The 21,018-nt window shown below is 63.5% G+C and carries 15 protein-coding genes; 3 read left to right on the top strand and 12 right to left on the bottom strand.

Features of this window, described 5'->3' with window-relative positions; translation table 11 throughout:
* Position 1: 1 nt before the first annotated feature.
* Positions 2-1,009, bottom strand: coding sequence for a glycosyltransferase family 2 protein (locus AADZ55_RS10175; RefSeq protein WP_119185040.1), 1,008 nt, complete (start codon positions 1,007-1,009; stop codon positions 2-4).
* 417 nt (positions 1,010-1,426) lie between these two features.
* Here AADZ55_RS10175 and AADZ55_RS10170 point away from each other — a divergent pair, with 417 nt between their 5' ends.
* Positions 1,427-2,173: a TylF/MycF/NovP-related O-methyltransferase gene (locus AADZ55_RS10170; protein ID WP_085326515.1), complete on the top strand. Its 747-nt coding sequence runs from the start codon at positions 1,427-1,429 to the stop codon at positions 2,171-2,173.
* Positions 2,174-2,363: 190 nt separating this feature from the next.
* The gene (gene rfbG, locus AADZ55_RS10165) at positions 2,364-3,380 is read left to right on the top strand and encodes a CDP-glucose 4,6-dehydratase (protein ID WP_085326516.1); all 1,017 of its coding nucleotides are present in this window, start codon (positions 2,364-2,366) and stop codon (positions 3,378-3,380) included.
* Between the two features lie 215 nt (positions 3,381-3,595).
* On the opposite strand, the gene AADZ55_RS10160 is transcribed toward rfbG, so the two are convergent.
* The 7 genes from AADZ55_RS10160 to AADZ55_RS10130 form a co-directional block, all read right to left on the bottom strand.
* Entirely contained in the window at positions 3,596-5,521 is a 1,926-nt protein-coding gene (locus AADZ55_RS10160) for a hypothetical protein (RefSeq protein WP_085326517.1), read from the bottom strand.
* A gap of 55 nt (positions 5,522-5,576) precedes the next feature.
* On the bottom strand, positions 5,577-7,451 hold the full coding sequence (locus AADZ55_RS10155; protein WP_242670225.1) for a hypothetical protein: 1,875 nt from the start codon (positions 7,449-7,451) through the stop codon (positions 5,577-5,579).
* 333 nt (positions 7,452-7,784) lie between these two features.
* Complete coding sequence (locus tag AADZ55_RS10150) at positions 7,785-8,225, bottom strand: hypothetical protein (RefSeq protein WP_085326519.1); 441 nt, start codon at positions 8,223-8,225, stop codon at positions 7,785-7,787.
* A 150-nt stretch (positions 8,226-8,375) separates the two neighbouring features.
* A complete protein-coding gene (locus tag AADZ55_RS10145; protein WP_085326520.1) occupies positions 8,376-9,869 on the bottom strand; it encodes a glycosyltransferase in 1,494 nt (497 codons plus the stop codon).
* A gap of 29 nt (positions 9,870-9,898) precedes the next feature.
* Positions 9,899-10,918, bottom strand: a complete 1,020-nt coding sequence (locus AADZ55_RS10140) for an NAD-dependent epimerase/dehydratase family protein (RefSeq protein ID WP_085326521.1) — start codon at positions 10,916-10,918, stop codon at positions 9,899-9,901.
* Entirely contained in the window at positions 10,915-12,174 is a 1,260-nt protein-coding gene (locus AADZ55_RS10135; RefSeq protein ID WP_085326538.1) for a nucleotide sugar dehydrogenase, read from the bottom strand. The genes AADZ55_RS10140 and AADZ55_RS10135 overlap by 4 nt, the downstream gene beginning before the upstream one ends.
* 196 nt (positions 12,175-12,370) lie before the next feature.
* Complete coding sequence (locus AADZ55_RS10130; protein ID WP_085326522.1) at positions 12,371-13,894, bottom strand: glycosyltransferase family 87 protein; 1,524 nt, start codon at positions 13,892-13,894, stop codon at positions 12,371-12,373.
* Between the two features lie 201 nt (positions 13,895-14,095).
* Between AADZ55_RS10130 and AADZ55_RS10125 the strand changes: the two genes are divergently transcribed.
* Positions 14,096-14,314 carry a dodecin gene (locus AADZ55_RS10125; protein ID WP_085326523.1) on the top strand — a complete coding sequence of 73 codons (219 nt, stop codon included), beginning with the start codon at positions 14,096-14,098 and terminating at the stop codon, positions 14,312-14,314.
* 7 nt (positions 14,315-14,321) lie between these two features.
* On the opposite strand, the gene AADZ55_RS10120 is transcribed toward AADZ55_RS10125, so the two are convergent.
* The 4 genes from AADZ55_RS10120 to mutA form a co-directional block, all read right to left on the bottom strand.
* Complete coding sequence (locus tag AADZ55_RS10120) at positions 14,322-15,608, bottom strand: serine hydrolase domain-containing protein (RefSeq protein WP_085326524.1); 1,287 nt, start codon at positions 15,606-15,608, stop codon at positions 14,322-14,324.
* A 62-nt stretch (positions 15,609-15,670) separates the two neighbouring features.
* Entirely contained in the window at positions 15,671-16,642 is a 972-nt protein-coding gene (gene meaB, locus AADZ55_RS10115) for a methylmalonyl Co-A mutase-associated GTPase MeaB (protein ID WP_085326525.1), read from the bottom strand.
* Positions 16,643-16,742: 100 nt separating this feature from the next.
* Positions 16,743-19,004 carry a methylmalonyl-CoA mutase gene (scpA, locus tag AADZ55_RS10110; protein ID WP_085326526.1) on the bottom strand — a complete coding sequence of 754 codons (2,262 nt, stop codon included), beginning with the start codon at positions 19,002-19,004 and terminating at the stop codon, positions 16,743-16,745.
* On the bottom strand, positions 19,005-20,867 hold the full coding sequence (mutA, locus tag AADZ55_RS10105) for a methylmalonyl-CoA mutase small subunit (protein WP_085326527.1): 1,863 nt from the start codon (positions 20,865-20,867) through the stop codon (positions 19,005-19,007).
* Between the last annotated feature and the right edge of the window lie 151 nt (positions 20,868-21,018).

The following is a 21,018-nucleotide window of genomic DNA, read 5'->3' as shown; positions in this document are numbered from 1 at the left end:
GCTAATCCGACGGGCGAGTCAACGACGCTACAGCCGCACTAGCCGGCATCGTGGGTACGACGACGTTTTCACCAGAGCTCACGGTCTCCCGGACTATGTACAGCGGCCGACCTTTGCTCTGGTCATACAATCGACCGAGGTAGGCCCCGATAGCTCCGAGCATCAGGAACTGCATACCGCTCAATATGCCGAGTGCGGCCATCAGCGAACTCCAGCCCGGGACGGTGTGTCCGAGTATTGCGCCCACACTCGAGTAGATGGCAAAGAAGAATCCGACGGCCGCCATCACCCAGCCGAGCATCATCGACAGCTTGAGCGGCGCCACGGAGAAGCCGCAAACCGCGTCGGCCGCAAAACGCACCATCTTGGTGAACGGGTATTTGCTCTGCCCGGCCACCCTGGCCTTTCGGTCGTAGACCAATGGAACCTGCTTGCCACCGATCCAGGCGACCATGCCGCGGACGAAGCGGTGGCGCTCGGGCATTGCCATCAGCAGGTCGAGAACGGTGCGGGTGATCAAACGGAAATCACCGGTGTCGCACGGGATGTCGACATCGGTAACGCGGCTGAGGGTGCGGTAGAAGATGCTGGCAGTGGCGCGTTTGAACACACCCTCGCCTTCGCGTTGGCGGCGCTGGCCATAAACGACGTCGGCACCTTGGTCCATCAACGCCATCATGTCGGGCAGGAGCTCGGGCGGATCCTGCAGATCGGCGTCGATGATCAGTACGCGTTCGCCGCGGCAGGCACTCAGTCCCGCCGTCAGCGCCAGCTGATGACCATGGTTACGCATCAGACGAACCGCGACAATGCGCGGATCCTCTGCCGCCGCCTTGGACATGACCTCCCAGGTCAGATCACGCGAACCATCGTCGACCAAGACGATCTCGCTGGTTCCCCCCAGCGAATCCAACACAGCCCCCACCCGGCGCAGGAACTCCGGTAGAACCTCCTCCTCGTCAAAGCAAGGCGCCACCACCGAAATCGCCGGGCGACCCATCGCAGCCATGGCCGTAAATTTAGTTCCCAGGTCGGCTTGGCGCGGCGCTTTCGCAATGATCGCCGGACGATTTCGATACCCGGGTGCGGATACCGGTGATCCAATCCGGTCCCTGTTTGGCCGCTGAGCACGGAGAATGTGCCAACAGGGCCGCCGAGCCGGGGTTGCCGCGAGGCAGCTAGATCGAGCCGGTTTGAGCCCCGCCGTACCATTCGTCGATCGCAGGGACGCACTCGACCGGCACGTCGGCAAGCCTCGCCAAGGCGAGCGCGGCTGCGCCGACGTTCGGATCGAGCAACTCTCGACAGGAGCCCGTTGTCCCCAATCCACTCGGGACCCGCGTTCCGCGCCCCGACTCACTCCGAAGTATTGTCCCGTTTTGTGACCGGGTAGTTTTGCAGTAGTGAACAAGCTCAAGGGAGACCGATGCGAAGCTTTATTCAAAATCTGCCGCACCCGATAGCCAACACCCTGTTTATGGCGCGGCGATTGCGGACGAGCTTTTACGAGGACGGCCTCTTCACAACAACCAATGCGGACTTCCGCAAGACAGAACAATTCAAGCGCGTCTATGCGGCCGCGAAGGCAACCGGATCATTTGGCAGATGGAATGTGCGCTGGCGCATTCACGTGTTGTGTTGGGCCGCCAACCATGCCTCGGCACTGGCGGGTGATTTTGTCGAGTGCGGCGTCGACCACGGTGGTACCGCGATGGCGGTCATCACCCACACCGACTTCGGACGCCTCCGGAAACGTTTCTGGCTTCTTGATACGTTCCAGGGACTGGACCGCTCTCAACTCACGCCGGAGGAAGAGGCCCACGCCGGCTATCTCGACTATTCCGACTGCTTTGAGCGCGTGCAGAAGAACTTCGCCGGACTGGACTTTGTTGAGTTAGTCCAAGGTTCAGTTCCGGGTACGCTCGAAAGAGTTACAAGCGAACAGATCGCATATCTACATCTCGATATGAATTGCACCGCACCAGAAATCGCCGCGCTTGAGTATTTTTGGCCGAAGATTGTGCCGTTTGGCGTCGTTATCATGGACGATTACGGGTGGCCCCGCCATTACCAACAGAAGGTCGGCTACGATCGTTTTGCTCGCGACCGTGGGTTGCAAATACTCAGGCTGCCGACCGGGGGGCAAGCAATTCTTATGAAGCCACCCCGGTAGCCGCTGCTAGCCGGTGAGGCTGCAAACATGCCGCTCGGGGCCGGCCGACATCAATCGCGACCCGATAGGCCGCATCGCCACCACGATAGGCTCTCGACGGCCGCCGAAAGGAGCTGACCATCAGCAGTGAACCGTCTGGGTGGGTGCCGGACTCGATCCGAGGATGCATAGCCGAGGTCGCGCGATAACCGTGCATTACCTGGTTACCGGGCACACTGGGTTTAAGGGGCCCTGGCTTGCGCTGCTGCTGCTAAGCCGCGGACATCAGGTGTCAGGCCTGGCCCTCGACCCACATGAGGGCAGTCTGTTCGAGCGGACGGGGCTCGCCGACCAGCTTGTCTTTGACTTCCGGGTGGACATCCGCGACGCGGCGGCCACCATGGCAGCGGTGAAGACGGCTGCCCCGGACGTCGTAGTGCACATGGCCGCCCAGTCGCTGGTTCGCGAGTCGTATCGCAACCCGCGGTACACCTACGAGACCAACACCATCGGCACGCTCAACCTGCTGGAATCCGTCGCCGCCACCGCGTCGGTGCGTGCACACGTCGTCGTGACCACCGACAAGGTGTATCGCAACATCAACCAGGAGGCCGGCTACGTCGAAACCGACCCCCTCGGTGGCGACGATCCCTATAGCGCGTCAAAGGCGATGGCCGACCTGCTGACCCAGTCGTGGGTTCGCAGCTTTCCCGGCGCTCCCACCGCGATTGCCCGCGCCGGCAACGTCATCGGCGGCGGCGACATCAGCCGGGAGCGGCTGCTGCCGGACCTGGTGGCCGCCTACGCGCGCGGCCAGGCGCCGCTGTTACGGTTCCCGCGCGCAGTACGGCCATGGCAGCACGTACTGGACTGCCTCAACGGTTACCTCACCCTCATCGACGCGCTACTGGCCGGATTCGGTCTGGGCCAGTGGAACTTCGGGCCGGGCCACGACAGCTTCGTCGACGTTGGCCAGGTGGCCATGCTGGCTGCCGAGCTGTGGGGCGGCGGCGCGAATTGGGACCTCGATGAGGGCAACAATCCACACGAGGCCAGCCTGCTGGCCCTCGACTCCACTAAGGCGCAATACGAACTGGGCTGGCGCAATCGGCTCAACTTCCGCGATGCCCTGGCTTGGACGATCGACTGGGAGCGGCGCGTACGCGCCGGCACTGACGCCCTTACCATGACCCGCCAGCAGATCGCCGCATTCGAAAGACTCCAATGACCGAATTCGACCTGCCCCGGATCGGCGCCGTCGGGGTTGCTGATTCAGCTCATCCACGACCAGCGCGATCTTCACCGCCTGCTCGGTGCCGGCGGGCAACTTCATCGATCACCGGTACGGCAAGATCGCCGCGGTGCTGGTGACCCTCGGCATCACGCCTGCGCTGCCAAGTGCCTGCGCAGGCCGGCGCGCGCACCCTCACTCGCCAATTTCGGTCACGGCCCCACACCCATTTCGAAGAAGCGCAGGTGGGCGTGTGCGCCGTCGGGCCCCACTGCCCGGGTCCGACCGACGCCGATGGTGTGGGCATGGATATCCAGGTTCGTACCGTTGACCGAGGGCGGGCTGACGACGATAAATGGCTCGGCCGCGTTTCCGGCGATGAGGCGGTAGCTGACCCCGTCGAGCACGACCGTGAAAGTGGTCAGCGGAGCGATAGTGCCACCGAAGAGCCGGTCGACGACGGTTGGCTCGAGGTCTATCGCCACCAGGATCGCCATGTCCGGCCGGCTTGGCGCCGGGACGCTGACCGAGTTGTTGTTGTCGACGTGGACTTCCGATAGTGGGGTAAGCGGTCCGCAGCGGGGGCGGGTGTGGGTGAATAACGCCCAGTGGTTCTCGACCCCGCTGAGCGTGAAATTGCATAACAGCGCACGCGAATACAGTGGGGATTCCTGCGTGCCGAGCCGGTTGTCGATGCCGGTCGCAGGCAATTTCGCGGACACACGCGATAGGACAAATGCGGGCCCGTCGGCCAGCGTATTGCTATTCAGTTTGTCGAGCGACGGCGTGTACGCCGAGTATGTCGCGAACACGGGTGCGGGACGCCACGCCAGGTCGTAGGCCCATACAACTGAGGTTTCATCGGGGTCGACGTGGACGGCTTGTGAGCCAATGGTTTTGATGAAGCGCTCCGGTACTGCGTAGGTCGCACGCTGCCGCGCCTTGGCGCGTGCAATGCGTTGCTCGACGCGACCGGGCACCGCCAACGTGAGCAGGCGGTCGATCGATTGCACGGGCCCCTGTACGGCAGCCACGACACGGTGACGGACCAGGGGGGGCCCGTCATTGAACGCGAATACGAACACGACCGCAGCCAGCACCGACGCTCGATGTCGAATTCGGAGGCCAGGAGCCAGCGCCACCGCAACAACGATCACCCCCAGCAACATGCTGAAGTGCCATATGTCGAAGCGTCCGAATGCGCTCTTGATGGTGATTAGCGTCAACAGCCCAACAAACAGCACGAAGCTGCGGGGAATCCGTGGGCCGCCGCGCACAAATATCACGCACAACACCGCAATCCACGCCAGGCACAACAGGATCGCCGGAACGGCAAGCCGCGTGAGGGGCAGCGCCTGCGACTCGTTGTACCCGGACAGGATGGCGGCGCTGGACCTTAACCAGGCGGGCAGGTCCCGCAGTTGTTGGCCCGCGAGCACCCACCAGGCGAGCGTGGACGCCGAGAACGCCGCCAGCGTTGCGCAATGGCGTACTACGGCCATCCAGCCGAGCAATACCGATGCGGCCAGTGCGAGAACCACAATGGTCAGGCCGGTGTTGAACTTCACCAGGAGTTGCAACCCGGCGACCGCGCCGAGGACCGTGCACGCGACAAAGATCGTCGACCGCTTGGGATCCCGCTGCAACAGCGGGACCGACGCCCACGCGAACACCGCGAGAATGACCAGCTCGGGGTACATCATGCCCAACGCGGTCCCATGACCCACCTGGAGGATGGCTACCAACCAGGTGGCGAAAAACGCGCCGATGAGAGACGTCATCGGCGCACAGCGTTGCCGCAACACCGCCGCGATGCCAAGGAATAGTGCGGCGACGACGGCGAATTGGTAGACCGTTGCAAGTACCGATTGGTCGAACGCATAGTAGGCGGTGGTTTGCAGGTATCCGAGAGGCCCGTAGGTGAACACGAGGTCGGGACCCCAGCGGATGTGCCGAGCTGGAGCTAAAGCAACGACAACCTCCCAAGACGGATCGAGACCGACACTCGCGTCGACGGAAGACTGTGGCGCGATGGTCAGAGCGGCGATCAGCGCCGCCAGGGCTTGTTGCCAACGGCGGGACCCCCATGTTGTGGTTGAACACCACGTCCTGATGGGCTGCAAGCGCTGTGTCACCATCACCGCAAAATAGCAATCCCACTGAGACTACCCAGACGACCGATTGTCCTGAGTGTCAGTGCCCGACACTCATCTCGTAGAAACGCGCTCGCGCGCTGACAAAAGGCTGAAGAAGGTTTACAGTGCGGCCGACGCCGATGGCTTGGGCATGGATTTGCAGGTTGGTGCCAGCGACGGACGCGGGGGTGCTGACAAGAAATGGCTCAGCTGCGTTCTTGGCGATGAGGCGATATGTGACCCCGTCGACAAGGAGCGTGAAAGTGGTCAACGGCAAGACCTTGCCCTGGTAGAGCCGGTCGTTGAAGGTTTGATCCAGATCGATCCCCACCAGGACGGCCTTGTCCGGTCCGCTCGGGTCGGGGACCCGGATCGCCTCGTGCTCCTTGATGGGGACCTCCGACAGCATGGTGAGGGGTCCGCAATGGGGGCGGGTGTGGGTGAAGAGCGCCCAGCGGTTCTCAATGCCGCTCAGGGTGTAGTTGCACAGCAGCGCACGCGAATATTTGGGAGATTCTTGCACGCCAAGCCGGCCATCGAGGCCGATGGCGGGCGAGGCTGCCGATAGCCGGGACAGCACGAATTGTGGCCTTTGAGCAAGTGATTCGGCATTCATGTCATCGAGCATTGGCGTGAGAGCCTGATAGGTCTGAAAGACCGGTGTCGGGCGCCACGCCAGATCGTGGGCCCAGACTGCCGAAATCTCTTGGGGGTCAATGTGAACGGTTCCCGACCCGATGGTGGCGATAAAGCGGTCCGAGATGGCGTAAAGCGCACGCTGGCGTGCCTTGGCTTGTTCGATTCGTCTTGCGACCTGACCGGGCACAGCGAACGCGGCCAGGCGGTCGACCGCTTGCGCGGGTGCCTGCATCGCCAACGCGACGCGGCCGTTGACAGCCTGTGCCCCTCCTACCCCGACGGCGAACACGAAAGCGATTGCTACCGCAGCCAGCACCAGAGCAGGCAGGCGAGCCCGGGACCAAGGGGTGATCGCCAGCGTAACGACCATGAGGCCGAGCAGAATGGCGAAGTGCCAGGGTTCGAAACGTCCGAACGCGGCCTTGGCGGAGATCACGGTCGCGAGACCGACGAGCGCCAGGTAACGGCGGGGGATCTCCGATCCGCCCCACATGAACATTCTGCAGAGCGCCCCGATCCAGGCAAGGCTTAACAGGACCGCGGGCAATGCCCATCGTGGGAGGGGCACGGTGGCCATCCCGTCAACGTAACCCGATGCAATCGCGATGCTGGACCGGAGCCATGCGGGCAGGTCCCCCGGTCGTTGGCCGGCTAGCACCCAGCAGATGGGAATGGACGCCGCGAACACGGCCACCGTTGCGCAATGCCGGCCGAGCGCTTTCCAGTCGAGCAGGACCGACAGTGCCAGCGCGACGGCCACGATCGCGAGGCCGGTGTTGAACTTCATCAGCAGCTGAAAGCCTGCCACCGCACCGAGCGCGAGGCAGGTGGCGAATACCGTCGACCGCCGTGGCTCCTGTTGCAACAGGGGCACGCTCGCCCACACGAACGCCGCGAGAACCACCAGCTCGGGGTACATCATTTCCAGGGCAGAAGGCGCTTTGAAAGCAATGCCATGACCGACGGACAGGAAGGTGACAATGCCGGTCGTGATGAACGCGCCGACGAGCGATGTCATCGGCGGGAGGCGCTGACGCAGGGCTGCCGCGATGCCGAGGAACAGTGCGGCGATGATAGCCACCTGGCAGGCCGCGGCGAGCACCGATTGACCAAACGTGTAGTAGCTGCTGGTCCGGAGGAACCCGAGGGGTCCGTAGGTGAATACGAGCTCACTACCCCACGCAATGTGTTGCACTCGGGCCAGGGCGAGCCCGGCCTGCCAAGACGGATCGAGCCCGACGCTAGGATTGACCGCCGACTGCGGCCAGAACATGACACCAGCGATGCCGGCCACGAGGCCCCGTTGCCAACGGACGGAGCCCCATGTTGTTGTCGAGAGCCATGTTCTCACCTTCCCCGACGTTCTCACCGGTACCAACGCGACTACCCCCATGCCCGCAAACTACCAATGACTCCAATAGAATTGGCAGCTTTCACCAATGCGACGACGATTTCCGAGGAGTTCCGTCGCTCTTTTAAAGCTGGTGGCAAGTCCTCACCGAGCTGTGCGACGATGGCGATAGGCCAATACCCCAACGTGTCGATGCCTTGCGCCGGCACGCTTAGCCTGAATCCATCAGCGACATCGACCGTTTCGGCGTTGCCGTACAGATTTCACCATGGATCGTCACCAGGGCTCCAGGATGGTCGAGATGTGTACCATCTGCCAGGTCCCACAGTTTTGCGTCAAGAACGCGGTGTCGTTCTCGTTTATCTCGACTATCTGCGGAACACTGCTCTTCCGGCTATCGATGATATCCCTTGTATTGGTGCTGCGGAGCCGCGCCCAATAGCACATTGTCCCACCAGCTGTGCGATACCTGCCCGGCATTACGTCGACAAGAATCAGATACGCGCCGTCGCGGTCTATGACGCTCTGCGGGTTGCCGTAGGCGTCGATAACCGTCTTGAGTGCCGGAGGTGGCGGCGGCTGCTGACCCGCCGTTCGAGCGGCGGTGGGCTGAGCGGTGACAGTTTGCGTGATAGTCACGGTCGAGGCTGTGGTGTGCGTGGCGCCCCCGCACCCCGCCAGCAGTAGCACACTGGCAACCAGTGCAACACGCTTCATGCGGATGGATTGTAGCCGGAGTAGGACCGATACATGGCGGCTTGCAAGCAGCGAACGGTCGCCAGTCGGCGAGCGAAGCCGTGTAGCAGTACTGCCACCAACGCACTTGGTGATACTGGCGGACAGACTAGTCGGTAGCACCAATTCACCTTAGTGACATAGCCTTTCGCGCCCAGCTGCGCCGCGTGTACCGAAACGGCATCGGCGCATGAGCCGTGTGGCTAGGAGCACTGCCACTCCCCCGCCGGCCCAAAGCAGCATCGGCCGCCGCATGGCCAGCCCGTACCAGTGCAGATATGCTGGCAGCCAGCCGACCAAGTCGAATTTGCTGGTGCCGGCGGTTCGGTCTGTCCAGCTGCTGGGGACCTCATCGACCCGATAGCCAAGCAGATGCGCTTTCGTCGTGAGCTCCAGCCCCACCTCGAATCCGCGCACACTCTGCACTGCAACATCGTCGAGGAACCGGCGGCTGTAAGCACGGAAGTTCGTGGTGGCATCATGGGTCGGCAGGCGACCCAGATAATGCAAACTCAGCCCGGCCGTCCGCGACATGAGGGTCTTCAACCGTGGCCCACCAGTCTGTGAACCGCCTGGCATATAGCGTGACCCGCTGACGATGTCGGCCCCCTCTTCGCGGATCTTGGCCGCCATCAACGGAATTACCGACGGTGGGTCGGACAGGTCCGCCATGCTGGTGACGACCACGTCGCCACGAGCTGCCGCGAAGCCGGCGATCAGCGCGTTGGCCACACCCTTGCCGAGCGCGTTTCGGACCAGTCGCACAGTGGAGGGGCGGTCGGGCATGGCGGCGAGTGCCGGCAGCGTGGTGTCCGCGTCGAAGTCGTAGCAGACGAGTAGCTCGTGTGGGGTATCCGCTAATGCCTCAGCGAGCCTTCTGACGCAGACCTGAATATTTTCGCCCTCGTTATACACCGGGACGACGACACTGACCACGCGCTGAAAGTCTGCCTCCGATCGCGACTTACGCGCCCGGACCAGGAACTGCCTTCCCAAGACCCGCCACGCCAGTCTGGATCGCAGAAACAGCCGCACCAGGATCGGCGCCTTCGGCAGTGGAGAATACGTCGTGTACGGCAGAAAACGATCGTAGGTCGCCACGATTTCGAAGTGGTGGATGCCCAGCAGCTCGGCCAGTGAACGATCGCTGATCGGCACCGCGTGGTCCCAGAAGTCCCAATAGTCACCGGAGAGAAAGCGAATGTTCGGTCCCAGGGCGATGAAGTGCCCGCCGGGCTTGAGCACCCGTCGAACCTCGGCGATCGTGCGCTCCACTTCGGCCTTGCTTTGCAGATGCTCCAACAAATTGCTGCTGAAGACGACATCGACCGACTCATCTTCGAGAAAGCCGAGGTCGTCGGCTCGACCCTGGTGGAACTCCACTTCGGGTTCGAGCATGTTGGCACTGTCCGGGTTGAGATCCACACCGATTCGGTGCGCGGCCCTCACGTGGTTCAGGAATTCGCCGTAGCCGCATCCCAAGTCCACCACGGTATCGCTGCGCTTGATCCACGCCTGAAAGAAGTCGTCGACAAGTACACGCCAGATGGCGGATCTCGACTCGCGGTGGTGGCCGAAGCGATTGCGGTAAAGCTGCCGAAGATCCGCGTCACCCGTGATGCGCACGGCGTCCTCGTGGCAACGACCTTCGCACGTCAAATGGTCCCGGCCTCGACGGCGTTCACAACCCAGGGTATGACCTCATCCAGCATGGTATCCAGCGTGGTCGTCGCCGAGAAGCCAAGCACCTCATAGGCCTTGTGGACGTCCGGGGAGCGCAGCTGGACGTCATGCTCGAACGGCGGATCGCTTTCGTAACGAAATGGTGTGTCTGGGCGCATCTTGCGCCAGATCACGTCGGCGAGTTCGACAACGGTCGTGGCCTCGGGCGTGGACAGGTTGAAATCCCCGTTCAACGCCGCCGGGTGCTCCATGCACGTGCGAATGCCGCGTGCAAGGTCGCCGCCGTACGTATAGTGGCGCACCTGCGTGCCATCCCCAAGGATGTGCAACGGATCCTGGCCCTTCGCCACTTTCTGGATCAAATCCGGCACGACGTGACTCATCGCGAGTTTGACATTGCCGCTTGGAATTTCGCGCCCACCCAGCGCCCGCTGCTCTCCGGTGCCCACACAGTTGAAGGGGCGGATGATCGTATACGGGAGACCGTACTGCTCGTATGCGCCATGGGCGAAGTACTCGCAGGCTAGCTTCTGGAATCCGTAAGTGCTTGTCGGAGGTGGGCATTCGGCGATGTGTTTCTCCGGCGTCGGGAAGACTGAGGCGTTCTCGAACACCATCGACGAACTGAGTACGTTGATCTTCTTGAGCCACCCCTTCTTGTATGCGTATATAGCAGCATCAAAGTGGGCGGCCGCGATCCGTTCGTTCTCGGCAAGCAGGTCATAGGCGTACTCGTGGAAGTAGGTGATGCCGCCGATGCGGGCGGCGCTGGCCACCATCTGATCGCAACCCTCGACCAGCCGGCACATCAGATCGACATCTTTGACGTCGCCCTCGACGAAGTGATAACGAGGGTGGTCGTCGTAGCTTTTCTTGACCTTGCCGTACTTTGAGTAGTTGTCGATACCCACGACATCGTGGCCGGCCCGCAGCAGCTCGTCGACGACGTAGCCGTTGATGAACCCCGCGCTGCCGGTTACCAGAATCTTCACCGAGCCGCCGCCCCCATCCCTAGTGTCGCCAGTTGGGCACCGTTTACCGCGTCGTCGTCAAGCTCGCTCACGTCCACGCATCCCCAGACATCCTCCACTATCTTGCCTGGCGGTATGCGAAGACCTCGGTAGTCAGTGTGCGGAACGCCGATAACCAGGACGTCCGCCCCCTCTACCACCGTGTCGAGCGGGAAGTAGTCCGGGCCTTCCAGGAAGGGATCGTGCAGCATCACTTTTCGGGCCTCCAGCATCAGTAGATGCCTGAGCTTGAAACTCAGCGAGTCGCGGGTGTCGTCACAGTCGGCCTTGAACGTCATGCCCAGAATGCCAACGGTCTTGTCGCGCAGATTGACCCGGCGCTTGAGCATGTTGACGATAAACTGCGGCTGGCCTTCGTTAATCAGCATCGCCGAGTGCCCCAACATGAAGTTGTTGTTACTGAACGCGGCAAGCTGCATCGTGTCCTTCAGCAAGCATGGGCCGGCCGCCAACCCGGCTCTCGGCAGACTATCGACGCGCCCGTTCTTATACGTAGCAGCATGGTGTACGCGGTTGAAATCGAGACCAGCCTCACGGCTAAGCAGGTAGAACTGGTTCGCGACGGCGAACTGGATGTAGCGGTAGCTATTGCAGAACAGCTTGGCCAGCTCGGCTTCTTGTGGCTCGACCTCAATGATCTCGCTGGTCACCAGCGAGAAAAGCTCGCGAACCACCCGAATCCCATCTTCGTCGAATCCGCTGATGATCTGCGGGATCATCCGCAATTCGCGAATCGAATGACCCTGCGCAATGCGCTCAGGACAGAACGTCACATGGACGCCAATTCCGCGCTCCTGGAACAGATCGTGAACGCGCTGGGTGAGACCCGGGTAGACGGTGCTCCTGAGAATGAGGGTCTGCTCGTCGTGGAAGTACGGACTGATTTCGTTGATGATGCGGAAGAACGTGTGCGCCTGCGGAGTCAGGTACTCGTCGACCGGCGTCCCGACGACGCAGATCACGATGTCGGAGTTCCGGACCACCCATGAATCGGTGGTCGCCGCGATACGGCCAGTGGGCAATAACCGCTCGAGCAGATCCTCGGCTCCGTTTTCGATAAAGGGCATCTTGCCGGCCATGATGGTTTTCAGGGCCTCGGTGTTCGTATCCAGGATGTCGACGGTGTAACCGATGTCGGCCAACACCAGTGCCAGCGGTAGCCCTACGTGTCCCGCGCCGCCGACAATGCAGATGCGCTCTGAGAGTTGAGTTGCCACGTTATCCCCTACGTCCACAGACAGACATTTCCCTACCTACATCGATACCGCGTGTTGGAGCGTACGAGACCGCCGCTGAAAGAAACGGCGTTTCCCGCGTACCACCAAGGCCGATCCCCCGGGCGGCGCCGGTGACGATGGCAGCTTGCGGTACAGCATTTCACATTTCATCCACATAGATGGCCCGATATGAAGATCAATACTCGGCCAACAACTCGGCTTTGAGCCGCCCGCTGTCGGCGGCAGCATCCGGGGACTTATCAGGCTCCAGCACCGGATCACTCCGGTACGTGGAAGCGGGCTTGCGGAGGTAGGAGACCATGACCGCAACGCAGGCAATGAACCACAAGACCGGCGCCAACGACAGCGTGCTGACAACCAGCGGCGGGGTATAGACGGGGATTCCCGGGAGCCCCAGCTGCCCCACAACCGGCCATTGAAAAGACGGGCCTGGCAACGCGATCTGGGCGATGCTGAGCGCCGCGGCTAAACTCACCAAAACCCCAGCTGCGCGGCGGCGGCCACCCACCGTCGCGGGCCGGTCGAAAATGCCGCATCCCGGTGGGGCATCCGGATCCCGGACCACCAGCGCGGCCACCGGCAACACGAACACCAGATAGTACGGCTGACTCAGCGCGGGGAAGAGCGATGCAGTGGCCAGCACCACGATTCCCGCCATGACCGGAGACATCCGGCGCCCGAGAGCGACCATAAAGACGACGACGAGGACAAGGACGATATACCCGACGAGCGAGCGCACGCCGTCGAGGAAGCCCTCCGGAACCGCGCCGCCGTTTTTCAGGTCCGCTATGGAATCGGGGATTAGTAGGACCACCCTCCCAAACGACACGTTTAGCGCTCCCGCGAGCCGTTGGAAAGCACCGGGTTCCAGGGTGGCACGGATGGATTGCATGATCGTCTGCGGAAGATCGTGGGGCCACAGCGCATAGGCGGCAAGGTTGAAGAAAATCGACCCCGCCACCGCATTGACGCCCCAGCGCCATTGCCGCATCGCCAAGAGTGCGACCGCCAGTAGGACGAACTGCGGTTTCACCAACGCCGCCAGGACGACCATAATCGCCACGAGTCGCCACCGCCGTCGGCATAGCGCTATCAGATAGACCAGCGCGATGGGCACCACGAACCCCACCGAGTTGCCCCGATCGATTGCCATCCAGGCCGGAATCGCCGCTATGCCACACGCCAAGAAGACCACCACTCGCTCGTGACCATGTGCCCCTCGAGCGGCCCACAGTGCAGGACTGAACACTGCGATCGCCAAAGCGAGCAGATAACCGAACAACCCGACTTGCGGCGCGTGCAGCCATTGACCGAGCAGCCCAAAGGTCACGTGCGGCACCATTCCGGCCGGTGGGTAGTTGTTTTGGAAGGGCACGTGGTCGGCTGAGGTGAATGCCGGGTAAGGCTCCCACGGATTGGACCGCAACCCCAGGGTCACCGGCATCGTGTAGTCGCTAAAACAGTGCCGACCGACGTTCATTCCCCAATCGAGGTAGCAGTCATGCGGGACGAAAATCAGCGAGGAGAGCACGTCGATCGAGTAGTACTGGGCGAGAATAAAGCCCGTCACCGCCGAGATTGCCGTCGCCAGCAACACGGTGCCGAGCAGGATGCTGCGCTCGGATTGGCTGGCGACCGCGACAAGTCGCTGTCTGATCGCCGACCCGGCACGCCAAACTGCCTCTACGGGTCGTTTCACTGCGTTCTCCCCGGTTCTCCGCAACGGTAGAGGGAGCAAGCCCCCACCCCGGCCGTCCCGAAGTTTAACCCAGTAGCGCTTCTAACAACCCAATATTCAAAGTCTTTGCGAGCGACCGAGGACACCCCGAAGTCCCCCGCTTGGCGGCCGCTGCGGACTATCCTTGCGACGCCACCTAGACGAGAGGATGTACGGGACGCGATGAGCAACCACACCTACCGCGTGATCGAGATTGTCGGAACCTCAGCCGACGGTATCGATGCGGCTATCCGCAACGGTCTGGCACGAGCGGCGCAGACCATGCGCGGCCTGGACTGGTTCGAAGTGGACTCAGTTCGCGGCCATCTGGTGGACGGCGCCGTTGCACACTTCCAGGTGACACTGAAAGTTGGTTTTCGCCTGGAAGATTCGCCGTCCTAACGGCGGGTCAGCCGGCGACGGCGCCCGGCTGGCAGAACGGCGCCCCGAACTCCGTTACCGGCTTGAAGCCGCGCTTGCGGGCCCTATCTGCCGCCTGCCGTATCAGGGCGTAGATTCCGACGAACGCGGCGTGATCAGTCATCACGAATGGTGACAGCAGCCGGTTGTGCATCAACGCGAACGCCACTCCGCTGGCGGGATCGGCCCAGCCGATCGAACCGCCCATCCCCGCATGGCCGAAGCCCGGCATCATATTGGGAATGGGCACGCTGTGATAGCCCAGATGGAAATTCAGCGGCACCAGGAGGTTCCGATCCGGCTGCAGGCTGTGGCGGCCGGTCAGGCCCGCGACCAGTTCGCGTGATAGGAACCGAATGCCGTCGATCTCGCCGCCGTTGGCGATCGCTCCGTACATCCGGGCTACCGCGCGGGCCGTCACCACCCCGTTGGCTGCCGGGATCTCGGCGTCCAGCAACGGAATATCACCTTGGACGGCGGCCATGATGCCCGGGAAGTACATGGAGCGGTATCCACCGGACAGCTCGTGGGCGACCTTGTGCGCGAGAACGTTGACAATCGGGTTGCCGACGATGTTCTGCGGCATGATGATCTCGGCAACCTGCGTTGGCGCTTGCGCCGGCGGCCGGCCCAGGTGGAGGCCATCAGTGTCCAACGGTTCGGCCAGCTCTTCGCGGATGAGCGCGCGCATCCCCTTTCCGGTGACGGCCCTGGCTAGCCCGGACAGCAGCCAGCCGTACGTCAGTGCGTGATACGCCGGTTTGCCCAGCAGGCGTCCAGGCGCCGCTGCGGCCAGCCGGTCTTCCATGATGACGTGGTCCAGCAAGTCTTCCCAAGTGGCGCCTCGCAAACCCGACAAGCCAGCACGGTGCCTCATCACCTCTGCAACGGTGAGATCGGACTTGCCGTTGGCGCCGAACTCCGGCCAATACTCAGCAACGGGGGTCTCGTAGTCGATCAGCCCCCGATCGGTGAGCCGGTGGATGACCGTGGACGCCATGCCCTTGGTCGCCGAGAACACCATTGGCGCGGTGTCCGCCGACCACGGCACCCGGCCCCCCCGGTCCGACCAGCCCTTCCACACGTCGACAACGGGCTGGCCGTCGAGATACACCGCCAGCGCCCCGCCGCCGAACCGGCGCCCGGGGAACATGCTGGCGAAGGCGCGGACGACGCAAGCAAACCGTGGGTCCGCCGCACCGGACACCCCATGGCCCACGCCAGGGGCATCGTGGGGGGGAACCACACGGCGATCGACTCCGTTGTCAACCTGCACGGTTTGAATTTACTTGGGTTTCGCAGCGGCCATGGGCAAACAACGATTAATTTACCTTTCCGTTAGGAAGATGCGACACGCAGTATTTGCTGGGCCGCCAGAGCCGGGGTCAACTCCCCCGCCCGGACCTGACGCTCTAGGTCGGCGCGGATTTCGCGCACGGCTGGATTGGACAGCACCCGGTCCAGGACGAAGTCGCGGACCATCTGCCAGGTCCAGTCGACTTGCTGGTCGCGGCGACGAGCCTCGAACTCTCCCGCTTCGGTCAAGACTGTGCAATGCCGCTCGACGGTTTCCCACAGCCCTGTCAAACCGTTCCCCTCAATCGCACTCATCGTGAGAACCGGTGGCCGCCAAAGCGTTTCGCGTGGATGGATCAATCTGATCGCCGCGGACAGCTCCCGAGCCGCTAACTCCGCTTCGCGCCGGTGCTCCCCGTCCGCCTTGTTCACCACCACGATGTCAGCCAGCTCCAGCACACCCTTTTTGATGCCCTGCAACTGATCGCCGGTACGTGCCAGGGTGAGCAGCACGAACGTGTCGACCATGTTTGCCACCGCCACCTCTGACTGGCCGACCCCGACGGTTTCGATCAAGATCACATCGAAACCGGCAGCTTCCAGCAGAACGACCGCCTCGCGAGTGGCCTTGGCCACCCCACCCAGTGTTCCGGAGGTTGGCGACGGCCGGATGTAGGCGTCGGGGTGCATCGCCAGTCGAGCCATCCGGGTTTTATCTCCCAGAATCGATCCACCGGTACGGGTCGACGACGGGTCGACGGCCAGTACCGCCACCCGGTGCCCCTGGTCGATCAAGTACATGCCGAGGGCTTCGATCATGGTGGACTTGCCCACTCCCGGGACCCCGGTTATGCCCACTCGATGGGCCTTCCCAGCGTGCGGCAGCAGAGCCAGCAGCAGCTGTTGGGCCTGTTCACGGTGGTCGGCACGGGTGGATTCCAGCAGCGTGATGGCCCGCGGCAAGGCCGCACGGTCACCACCGCGGATCGCGTCAGCCAGTAGCTCGGTGGTCACTTAACCCGCCCCGTCCAGCGTGCCGAGCGGAGCGCCACGGCGAGAAAGGCAGACGAACCTCGCCATGGCGCTACGCTTGCGGGAAAAAGTTGGATGTCCACTAGCCCAGCGCGTAACCCAGCCGGCCGGCAAGCTTGTGCAGCAAGTCGACTGCGGCGTCGGCGATCACCGTCCCGGGCGGGAAGATGGCCGCGGCCCCGGCGGCATACAGCTCGTCGAAATCGCCGGGTGGAATGACGCCGCCAACCACGATCATGATGTCGGGCCGGCCCACCTCAGCCAGTGCTACGCGCAGCGCCGGGACCAGCGTCAAGTGGCCAGCGGCCAGCGAGGACACCCCGACCACGTGCACGTCGTTGTCGGCGGCCTGCCGGGCCACCTCGTCGGGCGTGGAGAATAGCGACCCGACGTCGACGTCGAACCCGATATCGGCGAAGGCCGTCGCGATCACCTTCTGTCCCCGGTCGTGGCCGTCCTGACCCATCTTGGCCACCAAAATGCGTGGCCTGCGGCCATCGGCCTCGGCGAATTTCTCTACCAGTTGGGTCGCTTGAGAAAGCGGGGCGATGTTGCCGCCTCCTTTGACTTCGTCGCGATAGACCCCGGCGATGGTACGGATCTCTGCCTGGTGACGCCCGTAGACCTGCTCCAGCGCATCGGAGATTTCCCCGACCGTCGCCTTGGCCCGTGCCGCGTTGATGGCCAGAGCTAGCAGGTTATTGCCCAGTCCATCTCCCCCGGCACGACCATGGGCCGCGGCGGCGCGGGTCAGCTCGGCCAACGCGGTCTTGACCGCCGCCCGGTCCCGGCCGGCGCGCAGTTCGTGCAGTTTGGCCAGCTGCTCGGCACGTACCCGGCTGTTCTCGACCTTGAGCACCTCGATCTCGTGGTCCTCCTCGACTTGATACTTGTTCACCCCGACCACCGGCTGCTGGCCGGAGTCGATGCGGGCCTGGGTGCGCGCCGCCGCCTCCTCGATGCGTAGCTTGGGGATGCCGTCGCTGATCGCCTGAGCCATACCGCCGTGCTCGGCGACCTCGGCGATGTGAGCCCGCGCCCGCCGCGCAAGCTGATGGGTCAACCACTCCACGTAGTAGGAGCCCCCCCAGGGGTCGATCGGCCTCGTGGTGCCCGACTCCTGCTGTAGCAACAGCTGAGTGTTGCGGGCGATGCGGGCGGAGAAATCGGTGGGCAACGCCAACGCCTCATCTAAAGCGTTGGTGTGCAGCGACTGAGTGTGGCCCTGGGTTGCGGCCATCGCCTCGATGCAGGTGCGGGCCACGTTGTTGAACACGTCCTGGGCGGTCAGCGACCAGCCCGAGGTCTGCGAATGCGTGCGTAGTGACCTGGATTTCGGGCTCTGGCTTCCGAATTCGGCGACCAGCTCACTCCACAGCAGCCGACCCGCCCGCAGCTTCGCGATCTCCATGAAGAAGTTCATCCCGATACCCCAGAAGAAAGACAGCCGGGGCGCGAACTTGTCGATGTCCAAGCCGGCATCCAGGCCCGCCTTGATGTATTCCACGCCGTCGGCAAGGGTGTAGGCCAACTCCAGATCCGCTGTGGCACCTGCCTCTTGGATGTGGTAGCCGGATATCGAGATGGAGTTGAACTTTGGCATCCTCGCGCTGGTGTAGGCGAAGATGTCGGAGATGATCCGCATCGACGGCTTGGGTGGATAGATATAGGTGTTGCGGACCATGAACTCTTTGAGGATGTCGTTCTGGATGGTGCCGGCCAGTTTCTCCGGCGGCACGCCCTGCTCCTCCGCGGCAACCACATACAGCGCCAGGATCGGCAGCACGGCGCCGTTCATCGTCATCGATACCGATACCGCCGACAGGTCGATGCGATCGAACAACTGCCGCATGTCCAGGATGGAATCTATTGCTACGCCGGCCATTCCGACGTCACCCTGTACGCGGGGATGGTCCGAGTCGTAGCCACGGTGGGTGGCCAGGTCGAAGGCCACCGACAGGCCCTTCTGACCGGCGGCCAGGTTGCGGCGGTAAAACGCGTTGGACTCCGCGGCGGTGGAGAATCCGGCGTACTGGCGAATGGTCCACGGCTGGTTGACATACATCGTCGGATAGGGGCCACGGACGAACGGCGGCTCGCCCGGAAAGCTGTTCAGCGGGTAGCCGTCGGCCTCGGCGGCGCTGCGATCGGCGGCGATGTAAACCGGTTGGACGTCAATTCCTTCGGGCGTGTGCCAGTGCAACTGCTCAGGCGTGTACCGGTGCGCTGCCGCAGCCGCAGCGACATGCCTTTCCACATCGGTTTCGGTGGGCGGCGCGATGGTCCGATCGCTCCGCAGCGGGATGTCGGAGAAGCTGCCGATCGAGGGAACTGTGGCCGTCATCTAGGCTCCCAACCGAGTCAGCAGATTTGACAGTGCTTCGACCGCATTGATTTTGGCGGTGAGGAACTCATCGGGCCGGCTTTGAGCGTCCGCGGCCGCCTTCTCGGATCCGGCCAGGTACACCCGCTCTATTCCGGCGCTTCGGGCCGCCTGAGCAACGTCAGCGGCCTCGTCGCAGTAGCGCTGGTCGGTGCCGCAGATGACCGCGACCGTCGGCGACCCCGCGTCCCGGACGGCCTGCGCGACGCCGGCCGCGTCGACCGTGCCCGGGTTGATTGCCTCAATGCCGCCCGATGCCAACAGGTTTGCCGCGAACGTCGTCGCGATGTTGTGCTCGGCCAACGGGCCCAACGCCAACAGCAACGCCCGCGGACGTGCACCCGCGCGCGCCAGGTAGGCATCCGATCGATCGCGCAGTGCTTCGAACTCGGCGGCGCAGCGCACCACATTCCCAGCGATGCTGGCCGGATCACCTTGTGGCAGAGCAGGTTCACCCAAGTTCGGAAACTCGTTGACGCCGGTGATGGCGATGCGGCGATGCGCGATATCGTCGGCGCGGCGCGCCGCGAGTCCGGCGATCTGCTCCGTTAGATAGTCGTGGGCGTCGACGAATCCGCCGTGGCCCTCGATGGCCTGGAAGTTCTGCCAGGCCTGCCGTGCCAGCTGTTCGGTGAGGTCCTCGACGAACCAGGACCCACCGGCCGGGTCGAGCACCCGGCCGACGTGTGCCTCTTCCAAGAGCAACAGCTGGGTATTGCGGGCGATCCGGCGCGCAAAGCTGGGCGCAATCCCGGGAAAGCCACCGGGAATCGCGACGTCGAACGGGAACACCAGGACCGTGTCGGCACCGCCGACTCCCGCGCCGAAGGCGGCCAGCGTGCAACGCAGCATGTTCACCCACGGATCGCGCTGAGTCATCATCGGCAGCGACGTCTCCGCGTGTATCGTCGCAGCGCCGCCATCCGGATCACCGGCGACCTCGGCCACCCGGGCCCATAGTTGGCGCACCGCCCGCATCTTGGCCAGCGTCATGAACTGGTCGTCATCGGCGGCGAGCCGGAAGCTGATCTGCCGCAATGCCTCGCCGACCGAGCGGCCGGACTCGGTCAGCAACCGAAGGTATGCCACCGCCGCGGCGATGCTGGCGCCGAGTTCGGTGGCCGCGGTGGCGCCCAGATTGTGGAAAGCGGGTCCGTCGACGGTGATCGCTCGCACCCCTCGATCGCCGGCCACCCGCGAGGCAACCGCGATGACCTCCTCGATCGGCGGTGCACCACGGCCACTCAGCGACGCGGTCAGCGGGTCGCCCCCCAGATCGATCGACAGCGTGGTGCGCTGGTCGGGCTCCAGCTGGGCCACCAGCTCCAGCATGGCGTCGCAGGCCGCCAGATAATCGGCCCCCGCGTCGAGCATGACCGGCGCCATGTTCAGGTACACACCCGACAGCAGCCGCTGAAGCTGCGCGGACGCCACACCGGATTTCCCCACCCGGATCAGCAGCGCGCTGACCCCGTCAGCTAACGCGGCCAGCAGGTCCGCGTTGGCGGGGGCGCCGGAGTCCTGGCCAGGCCCGGGAAACGCCTCGGCAACCTTCCAGCCCGCTTTGACGTCGCGCAACGCGTCGCCGCCACGCACGTAGGGCCACTGGCCCGGCAGCGGCGGCTCCGGCAGCTCGTCGAACGCGGTGTAAAGGGCCCGGATTGCAAACCCGTCATAGGTCGGGTTATCCAGCAGGTGCTCGGGTTGGTCCCCCAACGCGGCCGCGTCGCTTCGGGTGCTCTTGGACAGCACGCCGGCGACCGCACGGCGCCAGCGCCCGCGAACCTGTTCTAGGTCGGCGAGCTCGGGTACATCAACGGACACCGACTGCTCCTGTTATCGCAGCAAATTGGCAACTTTGCATCGGGATGCTTCGGGGAAACGACTCACTAATCAGGCTAATTGATCGCCAGCGTCTCATAAGTGCCCAGGGGCGGCGATCGAGGCCGGAGTGTGACGAAACGCCAGCGGGGGG

Source organism: Mycobacterium decipiens (assembly GCF_963853665.1).
GTDB classification, from domain to species: Bacteria; Actinomycetota; Actinomycetes; order Mycobacteriales; family Mycobacteriaceae; genus Mycobacterium; species Mycobacterium decipiens.
The sequence above is the reverse complement of the archived record's forward strand: the minus strand, read 5'-3'. Positions and strand labels throughout refer to the sequence as shown.